General features: G+C 72.9%; 16 protein-coding genes and 1 pseudogene. 8 read left to right on the top strand and 9 right to left on the bottom strand.

The features are described from left to right. Positions 1-202: 202 nt before the first annotated feature. The gene (locus PUR53_RS11690; RefSeq protein WP_329908244.1) at positions 203-1,294 is read right to left on the bottom strand and encodes an SGNH/GDSL hydrolase family protein; all 1,092 of its coding nucleotides are present in this window, start codon (positions 1,292-1,294) and stop codon (positions 203-205) included. A gap of 158 nt (positions 1,295-1,452) precedes the next feature. On the opposite strand from PUR53_RS11690, the gene PUR53_RS11685 reads away from it, so the two are divergent. After that, positions 1,453-2,847: a cystathionine beta-synthase gene (locus tag PUR53_RS11685; protein WP_239755014.1), complete on the top strand. Its 1,395-nt coding sequence runs from the start codon at positions 1,453-1,455 to the stop codon at positions 2,845-2,847. A 471-nt stretch (positions 2,848-3,318) separates the two neighbouring features. Here PUR53_RS11685 and PUR53_RS11680 read toward each other — a convergent pair whose 3' ends face one another. Further along, positions 3,319-3,759, bottom strand: a complete 441-nt coding sequence (locus tag PUR53_RS11680; RefSeq protein ID WP_443078192.1) for a hypothetical protein — start codon at positions 3,757-3,759, stop codon at positions 3,319-3,321. Between the two features lie 182 nt (positions 3,760-3,941). On the opposite strand from PUR53_RS11680, the gene PUR53_RS11675 reads away from it, so the two are divergent. The 3 genes from PUR53_RS11675 to PUR53_RS11665 all read left to right on the top strand — a co-directional run bounded on the left by PUR53_RS11675 (position 3,942) and on the right by PUR53_RS11665 (position 7,140). After that, a complete protein-coding gene (locus tag PUR53_RS11675) occupies positions 3,942-5,555 on the top strand; it encodes an aromatic amino acid ammonia-lyase (protein ID WP_329908243.1) in 1,614 nt (537 codons plus the stop codon). Then, complete coding sequence (locus PUR53_RS11670) at positions 5,552-6,412, top strand: MurR/RpiR family transcriptional regulator (RefSeq protein ID WP_329898781.1); 861 nt, start codon at positions 5,552-5,554, stop codon at positions 6,410-6,412. The genes PUR53_RS11675 and PUR53_RS11670 overlap by 4 nt, the downstream gene beginning before the upstream one ends. Positions 6,413-6,567: 155 nt before the next feature. After that, entirely contained in the window at positions 6,568-7,140 is a 573-nt protein-coding gene (locus tag PUR53_RS11665; protein ID WP_329908241.1) for a hypothetical protein, read from the top strand. A 72-nt stretch (positions 7,141-7,212) separates the two neighbouring features. Here the strand turns inward: PUR53_RS11665 and PUR53_RS11660 are convergent, their stop codons facing one another. The 7 genes and pseudogenes from PUR53_RS11660 to PUR53_RS11630 form a co-directional block, all read right to left on the bottom strand. Continuing rightward, a complete protein-coding gene (locus tag PUR53_RS11660) occupies positions 7,213-8,574 on the bottom strand; it encodes an APC family permease (protein WP_329898783.1) in 1,362 nt (453 codons plus the stop codon). Between the two features lie 94 nt (positions 8,575-8,668). After that, a complete protein-coding gene (locus PUR53_RS11655) occupies positions 8,669-9,388 on the bottom strand; it encodes a lipoprotein (RefSeq protein WP_443080293.1) in 720 nt (239 codons plus the stop codon). 110 nt (positions 9,389-9,498) lie between these two features. Continuing rightward, positions 9,499-9,873 carry a hypothetical protein gene (locus PUR53_RS11650; protein WP_239755006.1) on the bottom strand — a complete coding sequence of 125 codons (375 nt, stop codon included), beginning with the start codon at positions 9,871-9,873 and terminating at the stop codon, positions 9,499-9,501. A gap of 16 nt (positions 9,874-9,889) precedes the next feature. Continuing rightward, positions 9,890-10,483 carry a roadblock/LC7 domain-containing protein gene (locus tag PUR53_RS11645; RefSeq protein WP_329898785.1) on the bottom strand — a complete coding sequence of 198 codons (594 nt, stop codon included), beginning with the start codon at positions 10,481-10,483 and terminating at the stop codon, positions 9,890-9,892. Between the two features lie 640 nt (positions 10,484-11,123). Continuing rightward, positions 11,124-11,771 (bottom strand): annotated as a pseudogene (locus tag PUR53_RS11640) (hypothetical protein); the annotation flags it as partial. Between the two features lie 92 nt (positions 11,772-11,863). Beyond that, a complete protein-coding gene (locus PUR53_RS11635; RefSeq protein WP_239755004.1) occupies positions 11,864-12,262 on the bottom strand; it encodes a hypothetical protein in 399 nt (132 codons plus the stop codon). A 385-nt stretch (positions 12,263-12,647) separates the two neighbouring features. Continuing rightward, on the bottom strand, positions 12,648-14,096 hold the full coding sequence (locus PUR53_RS11630; RefSeq protein ID WP_443078190.1) for a diaminopimelate decarboxylase: 1,449 nt from the start codon (positions 14,094-14,096) through the stop codon (positions 12,648-12,650). Between the two features lie 121 nt (positions 14,097-14,217). On the opposite strand from PUR53_RS11630, the gene hutU reads away from it, so the two are divergent. The 4 genes from hutU to hutI are packed head-to-tail and all read left to right on the top strand — an operon-like array spanning position 14,218 to position 19,803. Next, a complete protein-coding gene (hutU, locus tag PUR53_RS11625) occupies positions 14,218-15,882 on the top strand; it encodes a urocanate hydratase (RefSeq protein WP_329908237.1) in 1,665 nt (554 codons plus the stop codon). Further along, positions 15,879-17,153 (top strand): allantoate amidohydrolase, encoded by a 1,275-nt coding sequence (locus tag PUR53_RS11620; protein WP_329898787.1) that lies wholly within the window; start codon positions 15,879-15,881, stop codon positions 17,151-17,153. The genes hutU and PUR53_RS11620 overlap by 4 nt, the downstream gene beginning before the upstream one ends. Continuing rightward, positions 17,150-18,505: a formimidoylglutamate deiminase gene (locus PUR53_RS11615; RefSeq protein WP_329908236.1), complete on the top strand. Its 1,356-nt coding sequence runs from the start codon at positions 17,150-17,152 to the stop codon at positions 18,503-18,505. Before PUR53_RS11620 ends, PUR53_RS11615 begins: the two co-directional genes overlap by 4 nt. Further along, positions 18,502-19,803: an imidazolonepropionase gene (hutI, locus tag PUR53_RS11610; RefSeq protein ID WP_329908235.1), complete on the top strand. Its 1,302-nt coding sequence runs from the start codon at positions 18,502-18,504 to the stop codon at positions 19,801-19,803. Before PUR53_RS11615 ends, hutI begins: the two co-directional genes overlap by 4 nt. Positions 19,804-19,810: the final 7 nt, after the last annotated feature.

Here is a 19,810-nt window from a genome sequence, read left to right as displayed (position 1 = left end):
AGCGCCTAGTGACTCGGGGCAGCGGGTTCGTGGGCGGGTGCGGGTGTGTGGGGGCTTCTCGCGCAGTTCCCCGCGCCCCTAAAAGACCAGGCCCTGCGGGCCTGAAAAGCACGGGCGCAGCCCGGCTTTTCAGGGGCGCGGGGAACTGCGCGAGAAGCCCCCACACACCCGCAGTCGCCCGATTGCAGTGCGCCCCGAGCTATTAGGCGCCCGGCTGCGCCTCCGCGGTAGCGGTGGGCGCAGGGTCCGTCGCCGGCACCCTCCGCCGACGCCGCCGCTTCAGCAGGGCCCACGGCCCACGCGGCCCCGTCGGCATCGCGGCCGTCACCTCGGTGCCCGCCTCCGACGCTGCCTCGGCGGCGGCGCGAGCCACCGGCAGGAAGCCCTCGCGGCGGCTGACGTCCGGCCGCTCCTCGTCCGCCGGCCACAGGCCCAGCGCCGCGCAGACCGTCGGCAGGAGGGCCATCGCCGCGGTCGCGTAGCCCTCGGCGGAGGGGTGGTAGTTGTCGGGGCCGAACAGCTCCCGGGGATTCTGTTCGAACTCGGGGCCGAGAAGGTCGCCCAGCGACACGGTGCGGCCGCCCTGCTCGACGGTGCCGATCGTCTGGGCGGCCGCCAGCTGCCGCGAGGCCCGGCGGGCGAGCCAGCGCAACGGCTGCTGCACGAGCTCGATCGTGCCGAGGTCGGGACAGGTGCCCACCACCACCTCGGCCCCGGCGGTCCGCAGCCGCCGTACGGCCGCGGAGAGATGGCGGACGGAGCGGGTCGGCGGCATCCGGTGGGTCACGTCGTTCGCGCCGATCATGATCACGCAGACGTCGGGGACCTGGGCCGGGTCCTCCAGGACCAGGGCCACCTGCCGGTCGAGGTCGTCCGACTGGGCCCCCGGCAGCGCGACGTTGCGCAGCAGCACCGGGCGCTCGGCGACCGCCGCGAGCCCCGAGGCGATCAGCGCGCCCGGGGTCTGCCGGGACCGGTGGACGCCCTGGCCGGCGGCGGTGGAGTCACCGAGCATGACGAGGCGGAGCGGGGGATCGTCAGGGGCGTCGTACGAACTGCCGTACGAGCCGTAGCCGTACGCGCGGCCGTACAGGCTGCCGTGCGTGTGGCCGTACACGCCCTCCGCGCTCGGCGGGTGCGGGCTGTGCCCGTTGCCCACGACCCGCTTGGCCATCCGCACCTCGGCCAACACCACGCCCACGGCCGCCGCACCCAGCAGACCGATGCCGCCACCGCCGTACGCCGCGCCCGCCGCGATGCGGCGGGCCACCCTTGCTCTGGACATGCTCGTCATGCGTCGCCGCCACCTCCTCGTACCCGTACACCCACTCCTTGCCCCGTAGCAGCCCTCGGCCAATCCCGGCGGAAGGTGAACAGGGAGAAGAACAGTGAGGACGGGGCTTAGGCTGGCGGGACATTACGACCATCCCTTTTGCGGCTCCGGAGACAACGGTGCAAATTCACGACTCGATGATCAGCCTCGTCGGCAACACCCCGCTGCTGAGGCTCAACAGCGTGACCGAGGGCATCCAGGCGACCGTCCTGGCCAAGGTCGAGTACTTCAATCCCGGCGGTTCCGTGAAGGACCGCATCGCGCTGCGCATGATCGAGGCGGCGGAGAAGAGCGGGGAGCTCAAGCCCGGCGGCACGATCGTCGAGCCGACCAGCGGAAACACAGGTGTGGGCCTCGCCATCGTGGCCCAGCAGAAGGGGTACAAGTGCATCTTCGTGTGCCCCGACAAGGTGAGCACCGACAAGATCAACGTGCTCAGGGCGTACGGGGCCGAGGTCGTCGTCTGCCCCACGGCGGTCGACCCCGAGCACCCCGACTCGTACTACAACGTGTCCGACCGGCTGGTCCGTGAGACGCCCGGCGCCTGGAAGCCGGACCAGTACTCCAACCCCAACAACCCGCTCTCCCACTACCACTCGACCGGCCCTGAGCTGTGGGAGCAGACGGAGGGGCGGATCACCCACTTCGTGACGGGTGTGGGGACCGGCGGCACCATCTCCGGCACCGGCCGGTACCTGAAGGACGCCAGTGACGGTCGCGTCAAGGTGATCGGTGCCGACCCCGAGGGGTCGGTCTACTCCGGCGGCTCCGGGCGCCCGTACCTCGTCGAGGGCGTCGGCGAGGACTTCTGGCCGACCGCGTACGACCGGACCGTCGCCGACGAGATCGTGGCCGTGTCCGACAAGGACTCCTTCCAGATGACCCGGCGGCTGGCCAAGGAGGAGGGCCTGCTGGTGGGCGGCTCCTGCGGCATGGCCGTCGTCGCCGCCCTGGAGGTCGCGAAGCGGCTCGGCCCGGACGACATCGTGGTCGTCCTGCTGCCCGACAGCGGGCGCGGCTACCTCAGCAAGATCTTCAACGACGAGTGGATGGCCGACTACGGCTTCCTGGAGGACGAGGGCCCGAGCGCGCGCGTCGGCGACGTCCTCAGCCACAAGGAGCACGGCGCCATTCCGTCCCTCGTCCACATGCACCCGGACGAGACGGTCGGTCAGGCCATCGAGGTGCTGCGCGAGTACGGCGTCTCGCAGATGCCGATCGTGAAGCCGGGCGCCGGTCACCCGGACGTCATGGCCGCCGAGGTGGTCGGCTCCGTCGTCGAACGCGAGCTGCTGGACGCCCTGTTCACCCAGCGCGCCTCGCTCGACGACCCGCTGGAGAAGCACATGTCCGCGCCGCTGCCGCAGGTCGGCTCCGGTGAGCCGGTCGGTGACCTGATGACCGTGCTCGGCTCGGCGGACGCGGCCATCGTGCTGGTCGAGGGCAAGCCGACCGGTGTGGTCAGCCGGCAGGACCTGCTCGCGTTCCTCGCCAAGGGCGGGGTCAAGCAGTAGGGGCGGCATAGCGGCGGTGGGATCTGCCGCGCGACGGGGAGGGGCGCCTGAATCGGGGGAAAAATCCCGGGAAGCGCCCTTCTCCGTCGAAGATTTGCCCGGGGCGGGGGTTTGACTTCGCAGAAGTGGTACGAGCGCGTCACGTCCGCGCAGCACCCGCTTAACACGGGTCCGGCACATTAGTGGGTGTCGGCAGGGCGGGAGCGGCTCCCCGCCCCAGCCGACAACCGAACGGCGTCAAGGACCTCCGGAGCGGCTCCCGGACCTCCATGGACGCCACGGACGCGCCAGCCCGGTTCCGACCCGGCCCGCGTCCCTCGCGGGGACCGCCGTCGTCCCGCCCCCCGTCACACGGGGGTGCGGCGGTCCCCGCGCATATCTTTTCGCGTATCTCTGCGCGTATCTCTGCGCGCATCTCTTCGACATGCGCGGTGGGGGCCTCCGTCGGGAACGCCGGGAACGCCGGGGAGGTCACTTCTCCCAGTCCGCGTCCCCGTTCTTCTCCTGGCGTCGGCCCAGAATCGGCGAGTTGCGCAGGGCCCAGGCCACGTTCACGGCGACGATGCCCGCCCAGGTGACGAACAGGCCGCGCAGTTCGGCCACCCCGCCGCCGATGCCGGACAGCGGGATGGCTGCGACGAGGGAGACCACGCCGAAGCCGTAGCGTTCGCCCCAGCTGTCGGTGGACCTGTCGGGGGAGCGGCTGCCACGGGCCACCACCATCTGCTGCTCGGCCACCTGACGCCGGACCCGGCGGTCGACCACGCTGTCGATGCGCTGGTCGACCTTCTCCAGGAACGAGTCGACGAGCGCGGACTCGTAGTCGTCGCCCAGGTCTTTGCGGGCGTGCAGGGTGGCGGCGAGTTCCTTCTTCAGCTCGGTGTCGCCGAGCTGCGCGTCACGGGCATCCATACCGGTCATGCTCCTCACGGTAGGGATCCGGAAGCCGCCTGGCACTGGGGTTAGCCCCCCAGTCGGCGCACCGGCTTTCCCTGTTTCCCGTCCGGCATCCCTTGCCCGGCCTGCATAGCCTCATGCAGAGTTCTCGGTGACTGAATATGTGGTGTCCGCCGGGGCTGAGGAGGCTGCGGGTGATGTCCTCTCGGATCATGGGCGCGACGGACGCCCCCGTCACCGCCGCCGTGGCGAGCGCGCCGGTCGTGCCTGCCGGGCTCGTCGTTCTCGACGGGGGTGTGCTGGGGGTCGCCGATGTCGTGCGGCTCGCCGACGGGGTCGTACGGCCGGTGCCCGACGGCGCGGCGATGCGGCGGGTCGAGGAGTCGTGGGAGGCCGCGCGGCTGATCGCGGCGACCGGACGGGTGTACGGCCGCTCGACCGGGGTCGGCGCCAACCGCACCGAGGACGTGCCCACCGAGGCCGCCGCCGAGCACGGTCTGCGACTGCTGCGCAGTCATGCCGGGGCGATCGGGGAGGAGCTGCCCGCCCGGCAGGTACGGGCCATGCTCGCCGTGCGCGCCAATCAGCTGCTCGCGGGCGGGGCGGGGCTGCGGCCGGGCGTGGTGACCGCGCTCTGCGCGGCGCTGGAGAGCGGGGCGTACCCCGTGGTCAACGAGTTCGGTTCGGTGGGCACGGGCGACATCGCGGCCCTGGCCCAGGTGGGGCTGGCGCTGGCGGGGGAGCATCCGTGGCGGGGGCCGGAGGCGCGGCCCGGGTCCGGAGATGGGGCCGGGGGTGACTCCGGTTTCGGCGTGCCCGAGGCGCAGTCGCTCGACAACAACGACGCGCTCGCACTGATCAGCAGCAACGCGCTCACGCTCGGACAGGCCGCGCTCGCGCTGCACGAGCTGCGGGGGCTGATCGCGGCCACCCAGGTCGTCGCCGCGCTCTCGCTGCTCGCCGTGGACGGCTCGCACGAGGCGTACGCGGCGCCCGTGCACGTCGCGCGCGCCCACCGGGGGGCGCGCGAGGTGGCCCGGCGCATGCGGGAGCTGATCGGCGCGGCCGACCGGCCCACACCTCCGCTGGGGCGGATCCAAGACCCGTACGGCTTCCGGTGCCTGCCGCAGATCCACGGGCCCGCGCTGGACGCGGCCGACGCGCTTGAGGGCGTCCTGGAGGTGGAGTTCAACGCGGCCGCCGAGAACCCGCTGATCATCCCGGAGGACATGGCCGCGTACCACCACGGCGGCTTCTACCAGGCCCAACTCGCCCTCTCCCTGGACCACTTCCGGCTGGCCGTGACCCAGGTGGCGCGGCTGTCGACCTCTCGGCTCTCCTCGCTGAACGAGCCCGCGTACACCCGGCTGCGGCCCTTCCTCGCCGATCAGGAGCCCGCCTCCTCGGGCGTGATGATCCTGGAGTACGCCGCCGGGGCCGCCCTCGGTGACCTGCGGGCCTTCTCCGCGCCCGCGTCGCTCGGCCACGCTGTACTCTCCCGGGGCGTCGAGGAACAGGCCAGCTTCGCCTCGCTCGCCGCCCGGCAGACCCTGCGGGCGTGCGGCGCGTACCGGCTCGTCGTCGGCTGCGAACTCGTCGCCGCGGTACGGGCGTTGCGCCAGCGGGACCTGCGGCCGGATCCCGGACTGCCCGTCGCGCGGGCGCTGGAGCTGGCGGAGGCCGTGCTCGACCCGGACCCCGCCGACCGGCCGCTGACGGCGGACGTGAGCGCGGCGGCCGTACTGCTCGACCGGTTCACCGAGATCTGGACGGACGTCCAGGCGGATCCACTGAGGGGGAGCGCGTCATGAGCGCGGACAAGGGCACGGGCGTGACGGACAGTCCCGCCGCGCGGCTGCAGGCGCTCTTCGAGGGGCACCGGCTGACGCCCACCCAGCGGCGCATCGCCCACAGCATGGTGCGGCGGGCGGCCGACGTGCCGTTCCTGTCGAGTGTGGAGCTGGCGGAGCTGGCCGGCGTGAGCCAGCCGTCCGTGACCCGGTTCGCGGTGGCGCTGGGCTTCGACGGCTACCCGGCGCTGCGCCGGCACCTGCGGGACGTCGGGCCCGCCGAGCCGGCCCCGGACACCACCGCGTACAACGAGTACCAGCAGGCCGTCGAGGCCGAGATCGAGAACCTGCGGCATCTGGCCGAGGTGCTCGCCGACCCGGCCCCGGTGGCGCGGGCCGGACGGCTGCTGGCCGCGTCCCGCCCGCTGCCGGTGCTCGGACTGCGGGCCGCGGCCTCCCAGGCGTACGGGTTCGCCTACTTCGCCGCCAAGGTCCACCCCGACGTACGGCTGCTGCACGAGGGCGGCAGCATGCTCCACGACCGCATCGACGCCGCTGTGCGCGGGGGCGCCACCGCGCTGCTCTGCTTCGCGCTGCCGCGCCACCCCCGCGAGGTCGTCGAGACCCTGACGTACGCCAAGGAGGCGGGGCTCTTCGTCGTCACGGTCGCCGACTCCGCGTTCGCGCCCGTCGCCAAGGTCTCCGACCTGCTCCTGCCCGCCGCCGTCGGGACCGGGCTCGCCTTCGACACGGCCTGCGCCCCCATGCTGCTGGGCCGGGTGCTCCTGGAGGCCATGTGCGACGACCTGCCGGAGGCCCAGGCGCGGCTGGAGGAGTTCGACGCGAAGGCCGCGACCAGGGGGTTGTTCGTCGAGTAGCCGTCCCGGAGAGGGCCGGGCGGCCGTGCCGGACGGGGAGATCCGCGATTCTCAGGCGCGCTTCACGTTCGCTGGTTACGGTGCCCGCGACTGTCGGGCGAACCGGTGATGGACGACCGGTGATTGACGATCGGTGATTACGGGAGGCGGGGAACGTGACACGCGGAGGGCAGGGGCTTGCTCGGGTGGCCGTCGTGGTGCGGGCCGGGGCGGCGCCGTTGTGGTGGCTGGGAGTGGTCGCGGCCGGGGTCGGGGTCGTGCCGTCGGGGCTGACCGGGCGGCGGATCGGGGTGCTGGCGGGGGCCGTGCTGTTCATTGTCGCGGCGGCCGGGGTGGCGTGGGCGGGGCGCGGCCGGTATCTCACGCCGGTGCGTGCCGCCGTGCGCGCCGGTAAGCACGATGTGCTCCAGGACCGTGCCGTGACCCTGCGCGCCTGGCGCCGGGGCCACCGCTGGTGGCTGCTGCTCGGCTTCGCGGCCGCCCTGGGCTCGTCCTTCGCGCTCCCCGCGGCGGGCGGGATGCTCCTCGCCGGCCTCGGCACCGGCCTCCGCCTCAAGGCGGCCTGGCTCGGCCGCCGCGAACTGGCCGCCGGGCAGCTCTTCTGGGTCCCGGTGGACCGGCTGTCCGCACGGGCGGGCTGCCCCACGGGCAGCCGGGTGCCCGACTACCGGCTCACCGGCATCGGAGCGGGCGACGCGGCACCCGGGGGCGGCAAGCGACGGGCGTAGGTCCGCCGGCAGCCCGGCAGCCCGGAAGCCCAGAACTCCGGCAGCCCTGACGGCCCTTGGACGGCCGTGGGGTCATTCGCCCCGCGTGCGGAGGACCAGCTTGTTCACCGCCCACAGTGCGATGCCGATGACCAGGAGGACACCCGCGCGGATGTAGACGTCGGACGGGCGGTCGGCCAGTGGGCTCGCCAGGATCAGGGCCGTGAGGGCGCCGAGCACCGGCAGGGCGGTCGGCGTCCGGAAGTGGGCGTGGTCGACGCGGTCCCGGCGCAGAACCAGGACCGCGATGTTGACGACGGCGAAGACACAGAGCAGCAGGAACGCGGTGGTGTCGCCGAGGCCCTCGATCTCCCCGGTGGAGACCAGCCCGATCGCGAGGAGGGTGACGAAGACGATGCCCACGACCGGCGTACGGCGGCGCGGCAGGACGCGGGCCATGCCGCGCGGGAGGATGCGCTCGTTGGCCATGCCGTAGCAGAGGCGGGAGGCCATCATGATGTTGATCAGGGCCGAGTTGGTGACCGCGAAGAGGGCGATCAGGGCGAAGAGCTTGTGCGGGAAGTCCACTCCGCCGGCCTTCACCACTTCGAGGAGCGGACCGCTGGAGCCCTCCAGGGTCTCGGCGTCGACGAGAAGTGACGAGACCAGCGCCACCAGCACGTAGATCGTGCCCGTCACGGCCACGCCGATGAAGATCGCACGGGGGAAGGTCCGGGTCGGGTTCTTCGTCTCCTCCGCCATGTTCACCGAGTCCTCGAAGCCGACGAAGGCGAAGAAACCGAGTGCGGTGGCGCCGAGGACGCTGGTGAGCAGGGCGTATCCCGCTCCGCTCGCCTCGAACTCGGTCAGGCGGGACGGCTCGCCGTCACCGCTCAGCACCGCCCACGCGCCGATCGTGAGGATGATCAGCAGGCCGGTCAGCTCGACCAGGGTCAGCACCACGTTCGTCTTCACCGACTCGGAGACGCCCCGCAGGTTGAGGGCGGCCAGCAGGACGATGAAGGTGATGGCGACCAGGGTGGGCGGCAGCGCACCGTTCGTCAGCTCGTCCAGGTAGTCACCGCTGAAGGCGCGCGCGGCGGCGCTCGCGGACGACAGGCCCGAACACATCACCATGAAGGCGACGATGAACGTGAGGAAGGGCAGCTTGAACGCCTTCTGTGTGTAGAGGGCCGCCCCGGCCGCCTTCGGGTACTTGCCGACCAGTTCGACGTACGACGCCGCCGTCAGGATCGCCACCACGAAGCCGATCACGAAGGGGAGCCAGAGCGCTCCGCCGACCTTCCCGGCGACCTTGCCCGTGGTCGCGTAGATGCCGGTGCCGAGGATGTCGCCGATCACGAAGAGAATCAGCAGCCTCGGGCCGAGCACCCGTTTGAGGCCGGTCTCCTCGGCGGGCGTCGGCGCCGCGGCGGTGCCTTCGGTGGTGGACAAGAGAACCTCCCCCGGTCGGTGATCCGTCCGGGGGACTCATGCCCGGTCGCGGGCCGTGGATGCCTTCGCGACCGGTTCTCGGCCGGAGACGTGTTCAGGCCGTGCGCAGCGTCCGCTTGGCCAGTTCGTACGCCGGGAGCATCTGCTCGTGCTCCTGGGTGTCGAGGCCGCCCAGGTGGACGACGACGGGCCCGTCCGGGGTGACCGCGACGAAGGCCCGCTCCTTCTTGGTCTCCTCCAGGGCCTCGCTGGTGTAGAGGTACGCGACCTCGGTGCCGGAGACGTCGGAGTCGGAGGTGAACTCGCTGTACTTCGCCTCGCTCGTGTTCCCCTCGGCCGCCACGAACTCCTTGAGCAGCGCCTCCGCGTCCCCCTCCGTGGCGCCCTTCTCGCCGGTCCAGACCCGGATGAAGCCGATGTTCCCGGCCGGCTTGGCGTCGATCTCGCACGCGGCGGTGAACGGTCCCTGCCGGAGCAGCCCCTCGGCCAGCTCGGCCGCGAGCTCGTCCTCCGCGGAGCCGCCCTCGGCGGGCGGGCCGCTCTCGACGGCCTCCGCCTTCCACTTCTCGGCCGTGTCGAAGGCGACCGGCAGCTCGCAGGCGGAACCGGCCGCGCCGACACTGCCGCCGCTCTTGACCGCCTCCTCAGCAGCGTCCCCGGCGGTGTCCTCCGCGTCGGCGGTCGCCGCCCCGGTGGTGTTCGCCGGGGGCTTCGCGTCGCCGTCCCCCGCCGACTCCGAGCACCCTGTCAGGACCCCGGCCAGCAATGCGAGCTGCGCCAGCGCCGTCCCCCGTACCGCTCTTCCCACGGTCACCCTCCCCTTGCCGTTCGACTTGTTGTTCGAGGTCGGACACGGTAGCCGAGGCACGCGCGGGCGGCGCTCCCCGGGTGGGGGGCGCCGCCGGAGCCGTCGTATCAGGGCGGTCAGACCTCCAGCTCCGCCTCGATCCGCCTCAACTGGTGCCTGGCCATGGCGAGGTTGGCCCGCTTGGCGTCGAGGACCAGGTAGAGGAAGAGGCCGTTGCCGCCGCGTCCGGTGAGCAGGCGGATCAGGTGGTACGCGTCGGACAGGGTGATCAGGATGTCCTCGATCTCGCCTTTGAGGCCGAGGTGTTCCATGGTGCGCAGCTTGGCTCGGACGACGTCGGTGTTCCCGGCGGCGGCGACATTGAGGTCGAACCCCTTGCTGCCGCCGATCGTGCCCAGTGCCATGCCGCTGGTGTAGTCGACCAGGGCGGCGCCGGTCGCGCCCTCGATGGACGCGAGGGCCTCTTTCAACGCGGTCTCGGTGTTGGCCATGGTGTGCGGTGTCCTTTCAACTCTCACTGGTGGTGGGTGCGTTGGGAGTGGATCGGGGGGTGGGGCGTGGGGTGGTGGCGCGGGGCGTACGGCGGGGCATGGTCGACCTGACCGTGGCCTTGGCCGGTGTCTGGGCCGGGGGCTCGGGCGTGGCCCCGTCGGCGGTCCTGGCCACCGACCGGACCGGGTTCCGGGTGGCCGCCGCCCTGGCGTTGCTCGCGGCCGCGTCGTCGGGCCGGGGCAGGGCGTCCACCAGCTCGCCGATCCGGCCGCCCGCCCGGCGGCCCTCCAGGTGGAGCCTGCCCACGTTGACCCGGTCCTGGGCCAGCAGCGTCAGCACGGCGGAGGAACCCGCCGCGTACGTCGCCACATAGCCGTGGTCGCCGCGCAACAGCAGTTCACGGAGCTCGCCCCGGCCTGCGGCGTCCGTCATCCGTACGGCGACACCGAGCGCGGCCGCGGTGAGCGCCGCCAGGCCCTCGGGTTCCACGCCGGGGGTGTCGTGGGCGAGGACCAGCCCGTCCACACTGGCCGCCAGCGCGCCGGTCAACTGGGGTACACGGGCCCTCAACCGGTGCAGTTCGTCGAGGACTTCGGCCTCCGCGGCCATCAGCAGTCTCCTCTCGGCGGGACGCTCCCGCTGCCGCTCAAAGGGCCTCCAGCGCATCCCTGAGCCTTTGCAGTAGAGCCACGTCGGGGTCCGGGGTGGTGAGCGGCCAAGGTGGGGCGAGGGGCGCCGCCTCGACCCCGGCCACGAGCCCGGCCGACGGCTCGCGCCCCGCGTGGGATGCGGTGGGGTGGTGCGGGTCGGTCGGCGTGAGGGCGGCCGGTTCGCCCGGCGTGAGGTGGCCCGGGTGGGCCGGCGTCAGGTGGGCCGGTTGCGTCGGCGTGAGGTGGTGCGGGTCGGCCGGCGAGGGGTGGTGCGGGTCGGCCGGCGGGCGGTGGGCCGGGGCGGGCAGGGGGGAGCGGTCTGGGCCGGGCTCTGGGGAGCGGTCCGGGCCGGATTGCGGGGGGAGGCCTGGTGGGTCGGCGGGGGTGAGGCCCGGGTGGGTTTCGGGGGTGCGACCACTTGGGGCGGCGGGGAAGGTGTCCGGCCCTGTCGGGAGCGGCCGTGTGGGAAGCGGCCCTGTGGAGAGGGGCCCTGTGGGGATCGGCTTTGTGGGGACCGGTGGTGCCGGGATCGAGCCTGTCGGGATCGGTGGTGCCGGGACGGGCCCTGTCGGGACCGGTGGTGTCCGGACCGGTGGTGTCGGGGTCGGGCTGTGCCGGGCCGTGGATATGAGGCCGGCCGCTGCCAGTCTTCGCACGTCCACGAGGGTGTGGAAGGCGGGCCGACCCAGGGTCAGGGAGATCTCGGCGGCCGTGCGGAAGCCGTCGACCTGGCCGAGTACGGCTCCCTGCCGGGCCGGGACCGACGGTGTGTCCAGGCCGGCCGCCGCCCTGATCAGCGGGGCCTCGTCCATCGCCGGGTCGGGCCAGATGCGGTGCAGCAGATCCCGGCGGCGCCGCGCCTCGCGCTCCACGGCGGCCACCGGCACCGGCCGGATCGGTCCCAGCCAGTGCGCGGCCCCGTAACGGAAGCTGGCCGGCGCGCTGCTCGGGCCGAGGACGAAGTACGCCGCGTCGAAGAGCGCCCCCGCGTGACACAGCTCCAGCGCGCCCCGGGCGACCCGGCCGCTGTCCACCAGGAACCGCCCGACCCGCAGCCCGGCCCCGGCCGTGTCGACCGCCTCCCGCCAGCCTTCGGAGTCCAGGATGCCGCCGGTGGCGAGCAGCACGTCGAGCCCCGGGGAGCGGGGGCTCTCGGCGTGTACGACCTCGCCGTCGGAGAGGTACAGCGCACCGGTCTCGCGCAGCAGGACACCGGTGGCCCGCTCGGCGGCGAGGCGGCTCAGCATCGGGGAAACGGCCTGCCGGAAGTGCTCGCCGCGTACGGGGAGCGGGGGCGCCGGGGTCGGTACCGGGGTGGGTACCGGTGTGGTGATCACGCTCATGCCAGCACCAGCCGCCCCGCCATCTCGCCGAGCCGGATCCGGGCCAGCGCGAGGTTGCCGTCCGTACGCGCCAGCCACAGGTGCAGGAACACACTGCTGTCGAACGTCGTCCGCACGAACCGCAGCACGTGGTACGTGTCCCGGTTGCTGACGATCAGGTCCTCCACCGGCAGCTCCGCACCGGACCAGTCGGAACCCTCCTCCGGTGCGAACGCCCGGTGCTCCGCCGCGAGCCGCGCCAGCTCCGCCGCCTCCGCCGCGGTCGTCTCGTGGTCACCGCCGGGTGCCTCCCCGACCGTGCCCAGTGCCAGTCCGCTGGTCCAGTCGACCACCGCGGCGCCCAGGGCACCGGGCAGCCTCATGGCCTCCACCAGACACTCGTCGATTCCGGGCACCGTGGCTCCCCTCCTGCCTGCGGTTCGGCTGAGTGACGCAGACGCTACGCACCGTGTGCGCTAGGGGGTGAGGGATCTGGCATTTTCCAGCGGAACATGCGGACAGGTGACTAAGGTGGGTCGACTTGCCTGATTTTCACCGCTGTTGGGGCCGGGGCGACGCGTCAGTGCCCTGAGGTGGAGCTATGCGGCTGCCCCGCATGCCGGCCCCGAATGAGACGCCGACCGCTAACCATTCTGGGGGGCGTGAGGGGCGCAGGAAGGGGCGCGGCCAGTCACCGTGGGGCGCCACCAAGCCCCTTGGGGGCGCGGGGAACTGCGCGACCAGCCACGATCAAGCTTTGGCCGCCACGCGACAGTCCCCCGACGAACGGGAAGGCGACCGTCAAAGCCCCAACAACCCCGCCCTCTCGGCTCCCCCCGCCTCCGCCACGAGCTCCTCCACGGTCTGCGCCCGTCGCACCACCGCGAACCGCATCCCCCTCTCCCCGGGCGCGTACCCGTAGATCCCGGGCCGGGGCAGGGAGTTGTACGCGTAGTGGTGCGCGAAGTAGTACGCGCCGGTGTCCAGCGCGGCCGCGTAGTCCCCGGGCTCGAACAGCGGCAGCGCGCGCCCCTCCGCCAGCAGGTCCCCGGCGAAACAGGCGGGCCCCGCCACGTCCTGCGTCACCGTCGGTCCCCCCTTCACCCGCCCCTTCGCGTCGTACGCGGCGATCCGCAGCGGCCACGACCCCGGCGCGTACACCGTCCGCGTCGCCACCTGCACCCCGGCATGGGTGACCGCGATGGCCCGCCCGCCCGCGCTCTTCGTGTACTCCACCCGCGCGACGACCGTCCCGTGCTTCGCCAGCAGCGACCGCCCGAACTCGGTCACCAGCCCGTACCGCCCGTCGAACAGCCCCGGCACCGCCTCCGCCAGCAGCCGCGCGTACTGCTCGTACGTCGGCGTCGCCGCCTCCGAGGCGAAGTTCACCGGCAACCCGCCGCCGATGTCGATCGTGTCGATCTGCCGCCGCCCGATCCGCCGGTTGATCTCCTCCGCCAGCTCGTACGTCTCCGTGATCCCCCGCGTCATCAGCGACAGCGGGATTCCCTGCGACCCGGTGTGCGCGTGCAGCCGGCTCAGCCAGGGCCGGTCCAGATACGCCCGTACGACCCACTCGCGGGCGCCCTCGTCCCGGAGCGCCACCCCGAACTTCGAGGTGGCCGTCGCCGTGGACAGTGCGTTGATCGTGCCCCCGCCGACCTGCGGGTTCACCCGGATGCCGAGGGGAGAGCGGGTGGTGGCCGACCGGACGAGCGCGTCGATGCGGTCCAGCTCCTGCGGATTGTCCGCGTTGACGGCGATGCCCAGCGCCAGTGCCTCCCGCAGCTCGGCGGACGTCTTGGCGGGGGAGTCGAGGACCGTCAGCCTCGGCGGCACCCCGGCCGCCCGCGCCAGGGCCAGCTCCCCGGCACTCGCCACCTCCGCGCCGATACCCGCCTCGCGCAGCAGCCGCAGCACGGGCACGAGCGGCGTCGCCTTCACCGCGAACGCGTGCAGCACGGGTGTCCCCGGCGCCGTCACCGCGTCGAACGCCCTGCGCAGCGCCCCGGCCGACGCCCGGATACCGGTCACGTCGAGCAGCGCGACGACCGGCTCGCCGGGGCTCAGCAGCCCCTGCTCCACCGCCGCCCGCACCGCCTCGTCCCGCCGCGCGGCCCGCTCGCCGTCGGTGTCGAACAGCCGCAGTGTGCGCTCGGCGTCCCCCTCGTCCTGCCAGGTGCCGGGCCTCTCCCCGCCGGTCACGTCTCCCATCTCTTCCCCCGCTGTCGTGTCGTCGTCCGAACCCATACGGCCAGTGTGTCCAGCCAAACACCCACGGCACGCCGCCGCTGGCCCTACGGCCGTATTGACTAGCCCTATTCATCAAGCCAGGATGTGAATAGTTGCTGTAAAGCGAGGAGGCAGACCCGTGTCAGGACCCCGCCCCGTCAAAGCGCCGCGCGGTACGGAACTCAGCGCCCTGGGCTGGCAGCAGGAAGCCGCCCTGCGCATGCTCCAGAACAACCTCGACCCCGAGGTCGCCGAGCACCCCGACAAGCTCGTCGTCTACGGCGGCACGGGCAAGGCCGCCCGCGACTGGCGCTCCTTCGACGCCATGGTCCGCACCCTGAGGACCCTCAAGCAGGACGAGACCATGCTGGTCCAGTCCGGCCGCCCCGTCGGCGTCATGCAGACCCACGAGTGGGCCCCGCGCGTCCTCATCGCCAACTCCAACCTCGTCGGCGACTGGGCCAACTGGGAGGAGTTCCGCCGCCTCGAACAGCTCGGCCTGACCATGTACGGGCAGATGACCGCCGGCTCCTGGATCTACATCGGCACCCAGGGCATCCTCCAGGGCACCTACGAGACCTTCGCCGCCGTCGCCGCCAAGAAGTTCGGCGGCACCCTCGCCGGGACGATCACCCTCACCGCCGGCCTCGGCGGCATGGGCGGCGCCCAGCCGCTGGCCGTGACCATGAACGACGGCGTCGCGATCTGTATCGACGTCGACCCGCGTGCGATCGAGCGGCGGATCGAGCACCGCTACCTCGACGTGAGGGCCGACAGCCTGGAGCACGCCCTCCAGCTCGCGGTCGAGGCCCGGGACGCCCGCCGCCCGCTCTCCATCGGCCTGCTGGGCAACGCCGCCGAACTGCTGCCGCGCATGCTCGCCGAAGGCGCCCCCGTCGACATCGTCACCGACCAGACCTCCGCCCACGACCCGCTGGCCTACCTCCCGGTGGGCGTCGACTTCGACGACATGGCCTCCTACGCGGCGAAGGACCCGGCCGGGTTCACCACGCGCGCCCGCGAGTCGATGGCCCGGCACGTCGAGGCCATGGTCGGCTTCCAGGACGCCGGAGCGGAGGTCTTCGACTACGGCAACTCCATCCGGGGCGAGGCCCAACTCGCCGGATACGAGCGGGCGTTCGCCTTCCCCGGCTTCGTCCCCGCCTACATCCGGCCGCTGTTCTGCGAGGGCAAGGGCCCCTTCCGGTGGGCGGCCCTGTCCGGCGACCCCGCCGACATCGCCAAGACCGACAGGGCGATCCTCGACCTGTTCCCCGAGAACGAGTCACTGCACCGCTGGATCAAGATGGCCGGCGAGCGCGTCCACTTCCAGGGTCTCCCGGCCCGCATCTGCTGGCTCGGCTACGGCGAGCGGGACAAGGCCGGTGAGCGGTTCAACGACATGGTGGCCTCCGGCGAACTCGCGGCCCCGCTGGTCATCGGACGCGACCACCTCGACTCCGGTTCCGTCGCCTCCCCCTACCGCGAGACCGAGGCCATGCTCGACGGCTCCGACGCGATCGCCGACTGGCCGCTGCTGAACGCCATGGTCAACGTCGCCTCCGGCGCGTCCTGGGTGTCGATCCACCACGGCGGCGGCGTCGGCATGGGCCGCTCCCTCCACGCCGGGCAGGTCACGGTCGCCGACGGCACGAAGCTGGGCGGCGAGAAGATCCGCCGGGTCCTCACCAACGACCCCGGGATGGGCGTGATCCGCCACGTCGACGCGGGCTACGACATCGCCGAGACCGCCGCCGACGAGCGGGGCGTACGGGTCCCGATGCGCGAGGGTGACGACGCATGACGGGAGGGGCCAACTCTCCGGAAGTGGGGGCCGAGACCTCGTCCGTCGGCAGCTCGTTCCACACCATGTGGCGGGAGCTGCTGCCCATCGGACGGCACCCCGACTCCCACGGCTACCGGCGGTTCGCCTGGACCGGGGCCGACGCCGAGTGCCGGGCCTGGTTCAGGGAGCAGGCCGAGACGCGCGGGCTGACCTATGAGGTCGACCGCAACGGCAACCAGTGGGCGTGGCTCGGCGACCCGGCCGCCGGGGACGCCGTCGTCACCGGGTCGCATCTGGACTCCGTGCCCGACGGCGGTGCCTTCGACGGCCCCCTCGGCGTCGTGTCGTCCTTCGCCGCGCTCGACGAACTCCGGTCCCGACGGGTCGAGTTCACCCGGCCCCTCGCCGTCGTCAACTTCGGTGACGAGGAAGGCGCCCGCTTCGGCCTCGCCTGTGTCGGCTCCCGGCTGGCCGCCGGTCAGCTCACCGTCGAGGGCGCGTACCGGCTGACCGACGCCGAGGGCGTCAGCCTGCCCAGGGCCATGGAGGCCGCCGGGTACGACCCCGACGCCATCGGCCCGGACCCCGAACGGCTCGCCCGCATCGGCGCGTTCGTCGAACTGCACGTCGAACAGGGCCGGGCCCTGGACCTGTCCGGCGACGCCGTCGGCATCGCCAGCTCCATCTGGCCGCACGGACGGTGGCGGTTCGACTTCCGCGGCGAGGCCAACCACGCGGGCACGACCAGGCTCGTGGACCGCCGGGACCCCATGCTGTCGTACGCCGAGACCGTGCTCGCCGCCCGCCGCGAGGCACGGCTCGCCGGAGCCGTCGCCACCTTCGGCAAGATCGCCGTCGAGCCCAACGGCGTCAACGCCATCCCCTCCCTCGTACGCGGCTGGCTCGACTCCCGCGCCGAGGACCAGACGACGCTGGACACGGTCGTCGACGCGATCGAGGAGGCCGCCCGCGACCACGCCCAGGCCCACGGGGTCGAGCTGGACGTCGTCCGGGAGTCCTTCACCCCCGTCGTCGAGTTCGAACACGCCCTGCGCGACGAGATCGTCCGCATCCTGGGCCGGGACACGGCCGAGCTGAAGGTGCCGGTGCTCGGGACCGGCGCCGGACACGACGCCGGGATCCTCTCCGGGACCGTCCCGACCGCCATGCTGTTCGTACGCAACCCGACGGGCGTCTCGCACTCCCCGGCCGAACACGCCGCCGAGGACGACTGCCTGGCCGGGGTGACCGCGCTCGCCGACGTACTGGAAGGGCTGGTCCGCAGGTGACGGAGACGACCTACTGGCTCGAACACGCCTGGCTCGGCACCCACGTCGAGCCGGGCGTGACCCTGACCGTGGCCGGGCAGGGCTCGGCGAAGGCCGGCCGCATCACCGCCGTACGCACCGGGACGCCGACCCCGCCCCCGGGCGCGGTCGTCCTGCGGGGCCTCACCCTGCCCGGCCTCGCCAACGCCCACAGCCACGCCTTCCACCGGGCCCTGCGCGGCACCGTCCAGGTCGGCTCGGGCACCTTCTGGACCTGGCGCGAGGTCATGTACCGGGTGGCGGACCGGCTGACCCCGGACACCTACCACGCCCTCGCGCGGGCGGTGTACGCGGAGATGGCCCTCGCCGGCATCACGGCCGTCGGCGAGTTCCACTATGTGCACCACGCCCCCGGCGGCACCCCCTACGCCGACCCCAACGCCATGGGCGAGGCGCTGATCGAGGCCGCCGCCGAGGCGGGCATCCGGATCACCCTCCTCGACACGGCCTATCTCTCCGCCGGCTTCGGCAAGGCACCCGACCACCACCAACTCCGTTTCTCCGACGGCACGGCCGAGGCCTGGGCCGAACGCTGTTCAGTTCTCAAGGACCGGGATCACGCACGGATCGGAGCGGCCGTGCACTCCGTACGGGCCGTACCCGCCGGGCAGTTGGCGACCGTCGCACGCTGGGCCGAGGAACGGCGGGCCCCGCTGCATGTGCACCTGTCGGAACAGACGGCGGAGAACGACGCCTGCCACGCGGCGCACGGGTGCACCCCCACCCGACTCCTCGCCGACCACGGAGTACTGGGCCCCCGCACCACCGGCGTCCACAACACCCATCTCACCGACGAGGACATCGCCCTCATCGGCGACAGCGGCACCGGCACCTGCATGTGCCCCACCACCGAACGGGACCTCGCCGACGGCATCGGACCCGCCGTCGCCCTGCAACGGGCGGGCTCCCCGCTCTCGCTGGGCTCCGACAGCCACGCCGTCGTCGACCTCCTCGAAGAGGCCCGCGCGATGGAGCTGAACGAGCGGCTGCGCACCCGCACCCGGGGTCACTGGACGGCGGCGGCCCTCCTGCGGGCGGCCTCCGCCGACGGCCACGCGGCGATCGGCTGGGACGAGGCGGGCACCCTGGAGACGGGCGCGCTCGCCGACTTCACGACGATCGCGCTCGACTCCGTCAGGACAGCGGGGCCGCTTCCACGGCTCGGCGCGGAGACCGCGGTATTCGCCGCGTCGGCAGCAGACGTGTCGCACACGGTGGTGGGAGGTCGGTACGTCGTACGGGACGGGGCGCACGCGCTCGTACCGGATGTGCCGAGAGCCCTCGCGGACGCCGTCGCCGCACTGCGTGGATGACCCCCGCCGGCCCGCCCGAGCCTCCGGCCCCCCATCCCCGTACCGATTCCGAACCGACCGCCGACCAGGCAACCAAGGACGCCATGAGCAGCCCGACGACCGACAGCCCCGCCCACTCGGCGAGCACCGCCAGCACGCTCATCACCAACATCGCTGCCCTGGTCACCAACGACCCCTCCCTCGGCGACAGATCCCCCCTCGGACTGATCCAGGACGCGGCCGTCGTCATCGACGGTGAACGCATCGCGTGGACCGGTGATCAAAGCAAAGCACCCGCCACTGACAATCGCGTCGACGCCGGTGGGCGGGCGGTGATCCCGGGCTTCGTGGACTCCCACTCCCACCTCGTCTTCGCGGGCGACCGCACCGCCGAGTTCAACGCCCGTATGTCCGGCCGGGCGTACAGCGCGGGCGGCATCCGCACGACCGTCGCCGCCACCCGCGCGGCCACCGACGAGGAACTGGAGGCCAACCTCACCCGTTACCTCCGCGAGGCCCTCCGCCAGGGCACGACCACCTTCGAGACGAAGTCGGGCTACGGCCTCACGGTCGAGGACGAGGCACGGGCGCTGCGCATCGCCGCCCGGCACACGGACGAGGTGACGTATCTCGGCGCCCACATCGTCTCCCCCGACCACGCCGAGGACCCCGCCGCCTACGTTGCCCTGGTCACCGGCGAGATGCTCGACGCCTGCGCCCCGTACGCCCGTTGGATCGACGTCTTCTGCGAGAAGGGCGCCTTCGACGGCGACCAGGCCCGCGCGATCCTCACGGCCGGCAAGGCCAGGGGCCTGCACCCGCGCATCCACGCCAACCAGCTCTCCCACGGCCCCGGCGTCCAGCTCGCCGTGGAACTCGACGCGGCCAGCGCGGACCACTGCACCCACCTCACCGACGCCGACGTGGACGCCCTCGCCAACAGCCGTACGGTCGCCACGCTCCTGCCCGGCGCCGAGTTCTCCACCCGCGCCGAGTGGCCGGACGCCCGCCGCCTCCTCGACGCGGGCGTCACCGTCGCCCTCTCCACGGACTGCAACCCGGGGTCGTCCTTCACCTCGTCCGTCCCCTTCTGTGTCGCGCTCGCCGTGCGGGACATGGGGATGACGCCGGACGAGGCCGTCTGGTCGGCCACGGCCGGAGGCGCGCGGGCGCTCCGCCGCGACGACATCGGCCGCCTCACGCCGGGCGCGTACGCCGACCTCGCGCTGCTGGACGCGCCCAGCCACGTCCACCTCGCCTACCGCCCGGGCGTCCCCCTGGTCACGGGGGTGTGGCGCAGGGGCGTACGCGTGCTCTGACCGGCGC

This window comes from Streptomyces sp. SP18BB07 (assembly GCF_036322545.1).
Lineage (GTDB): Bacteria > Actinomycetota > Actinomycetes > Streptomycetales > Streptomycetaceae > Streptomyces > Streptomyces deccanensis.
This window is presented reverse-complemented; position numbering and strand designations above follow the sequence as displayed.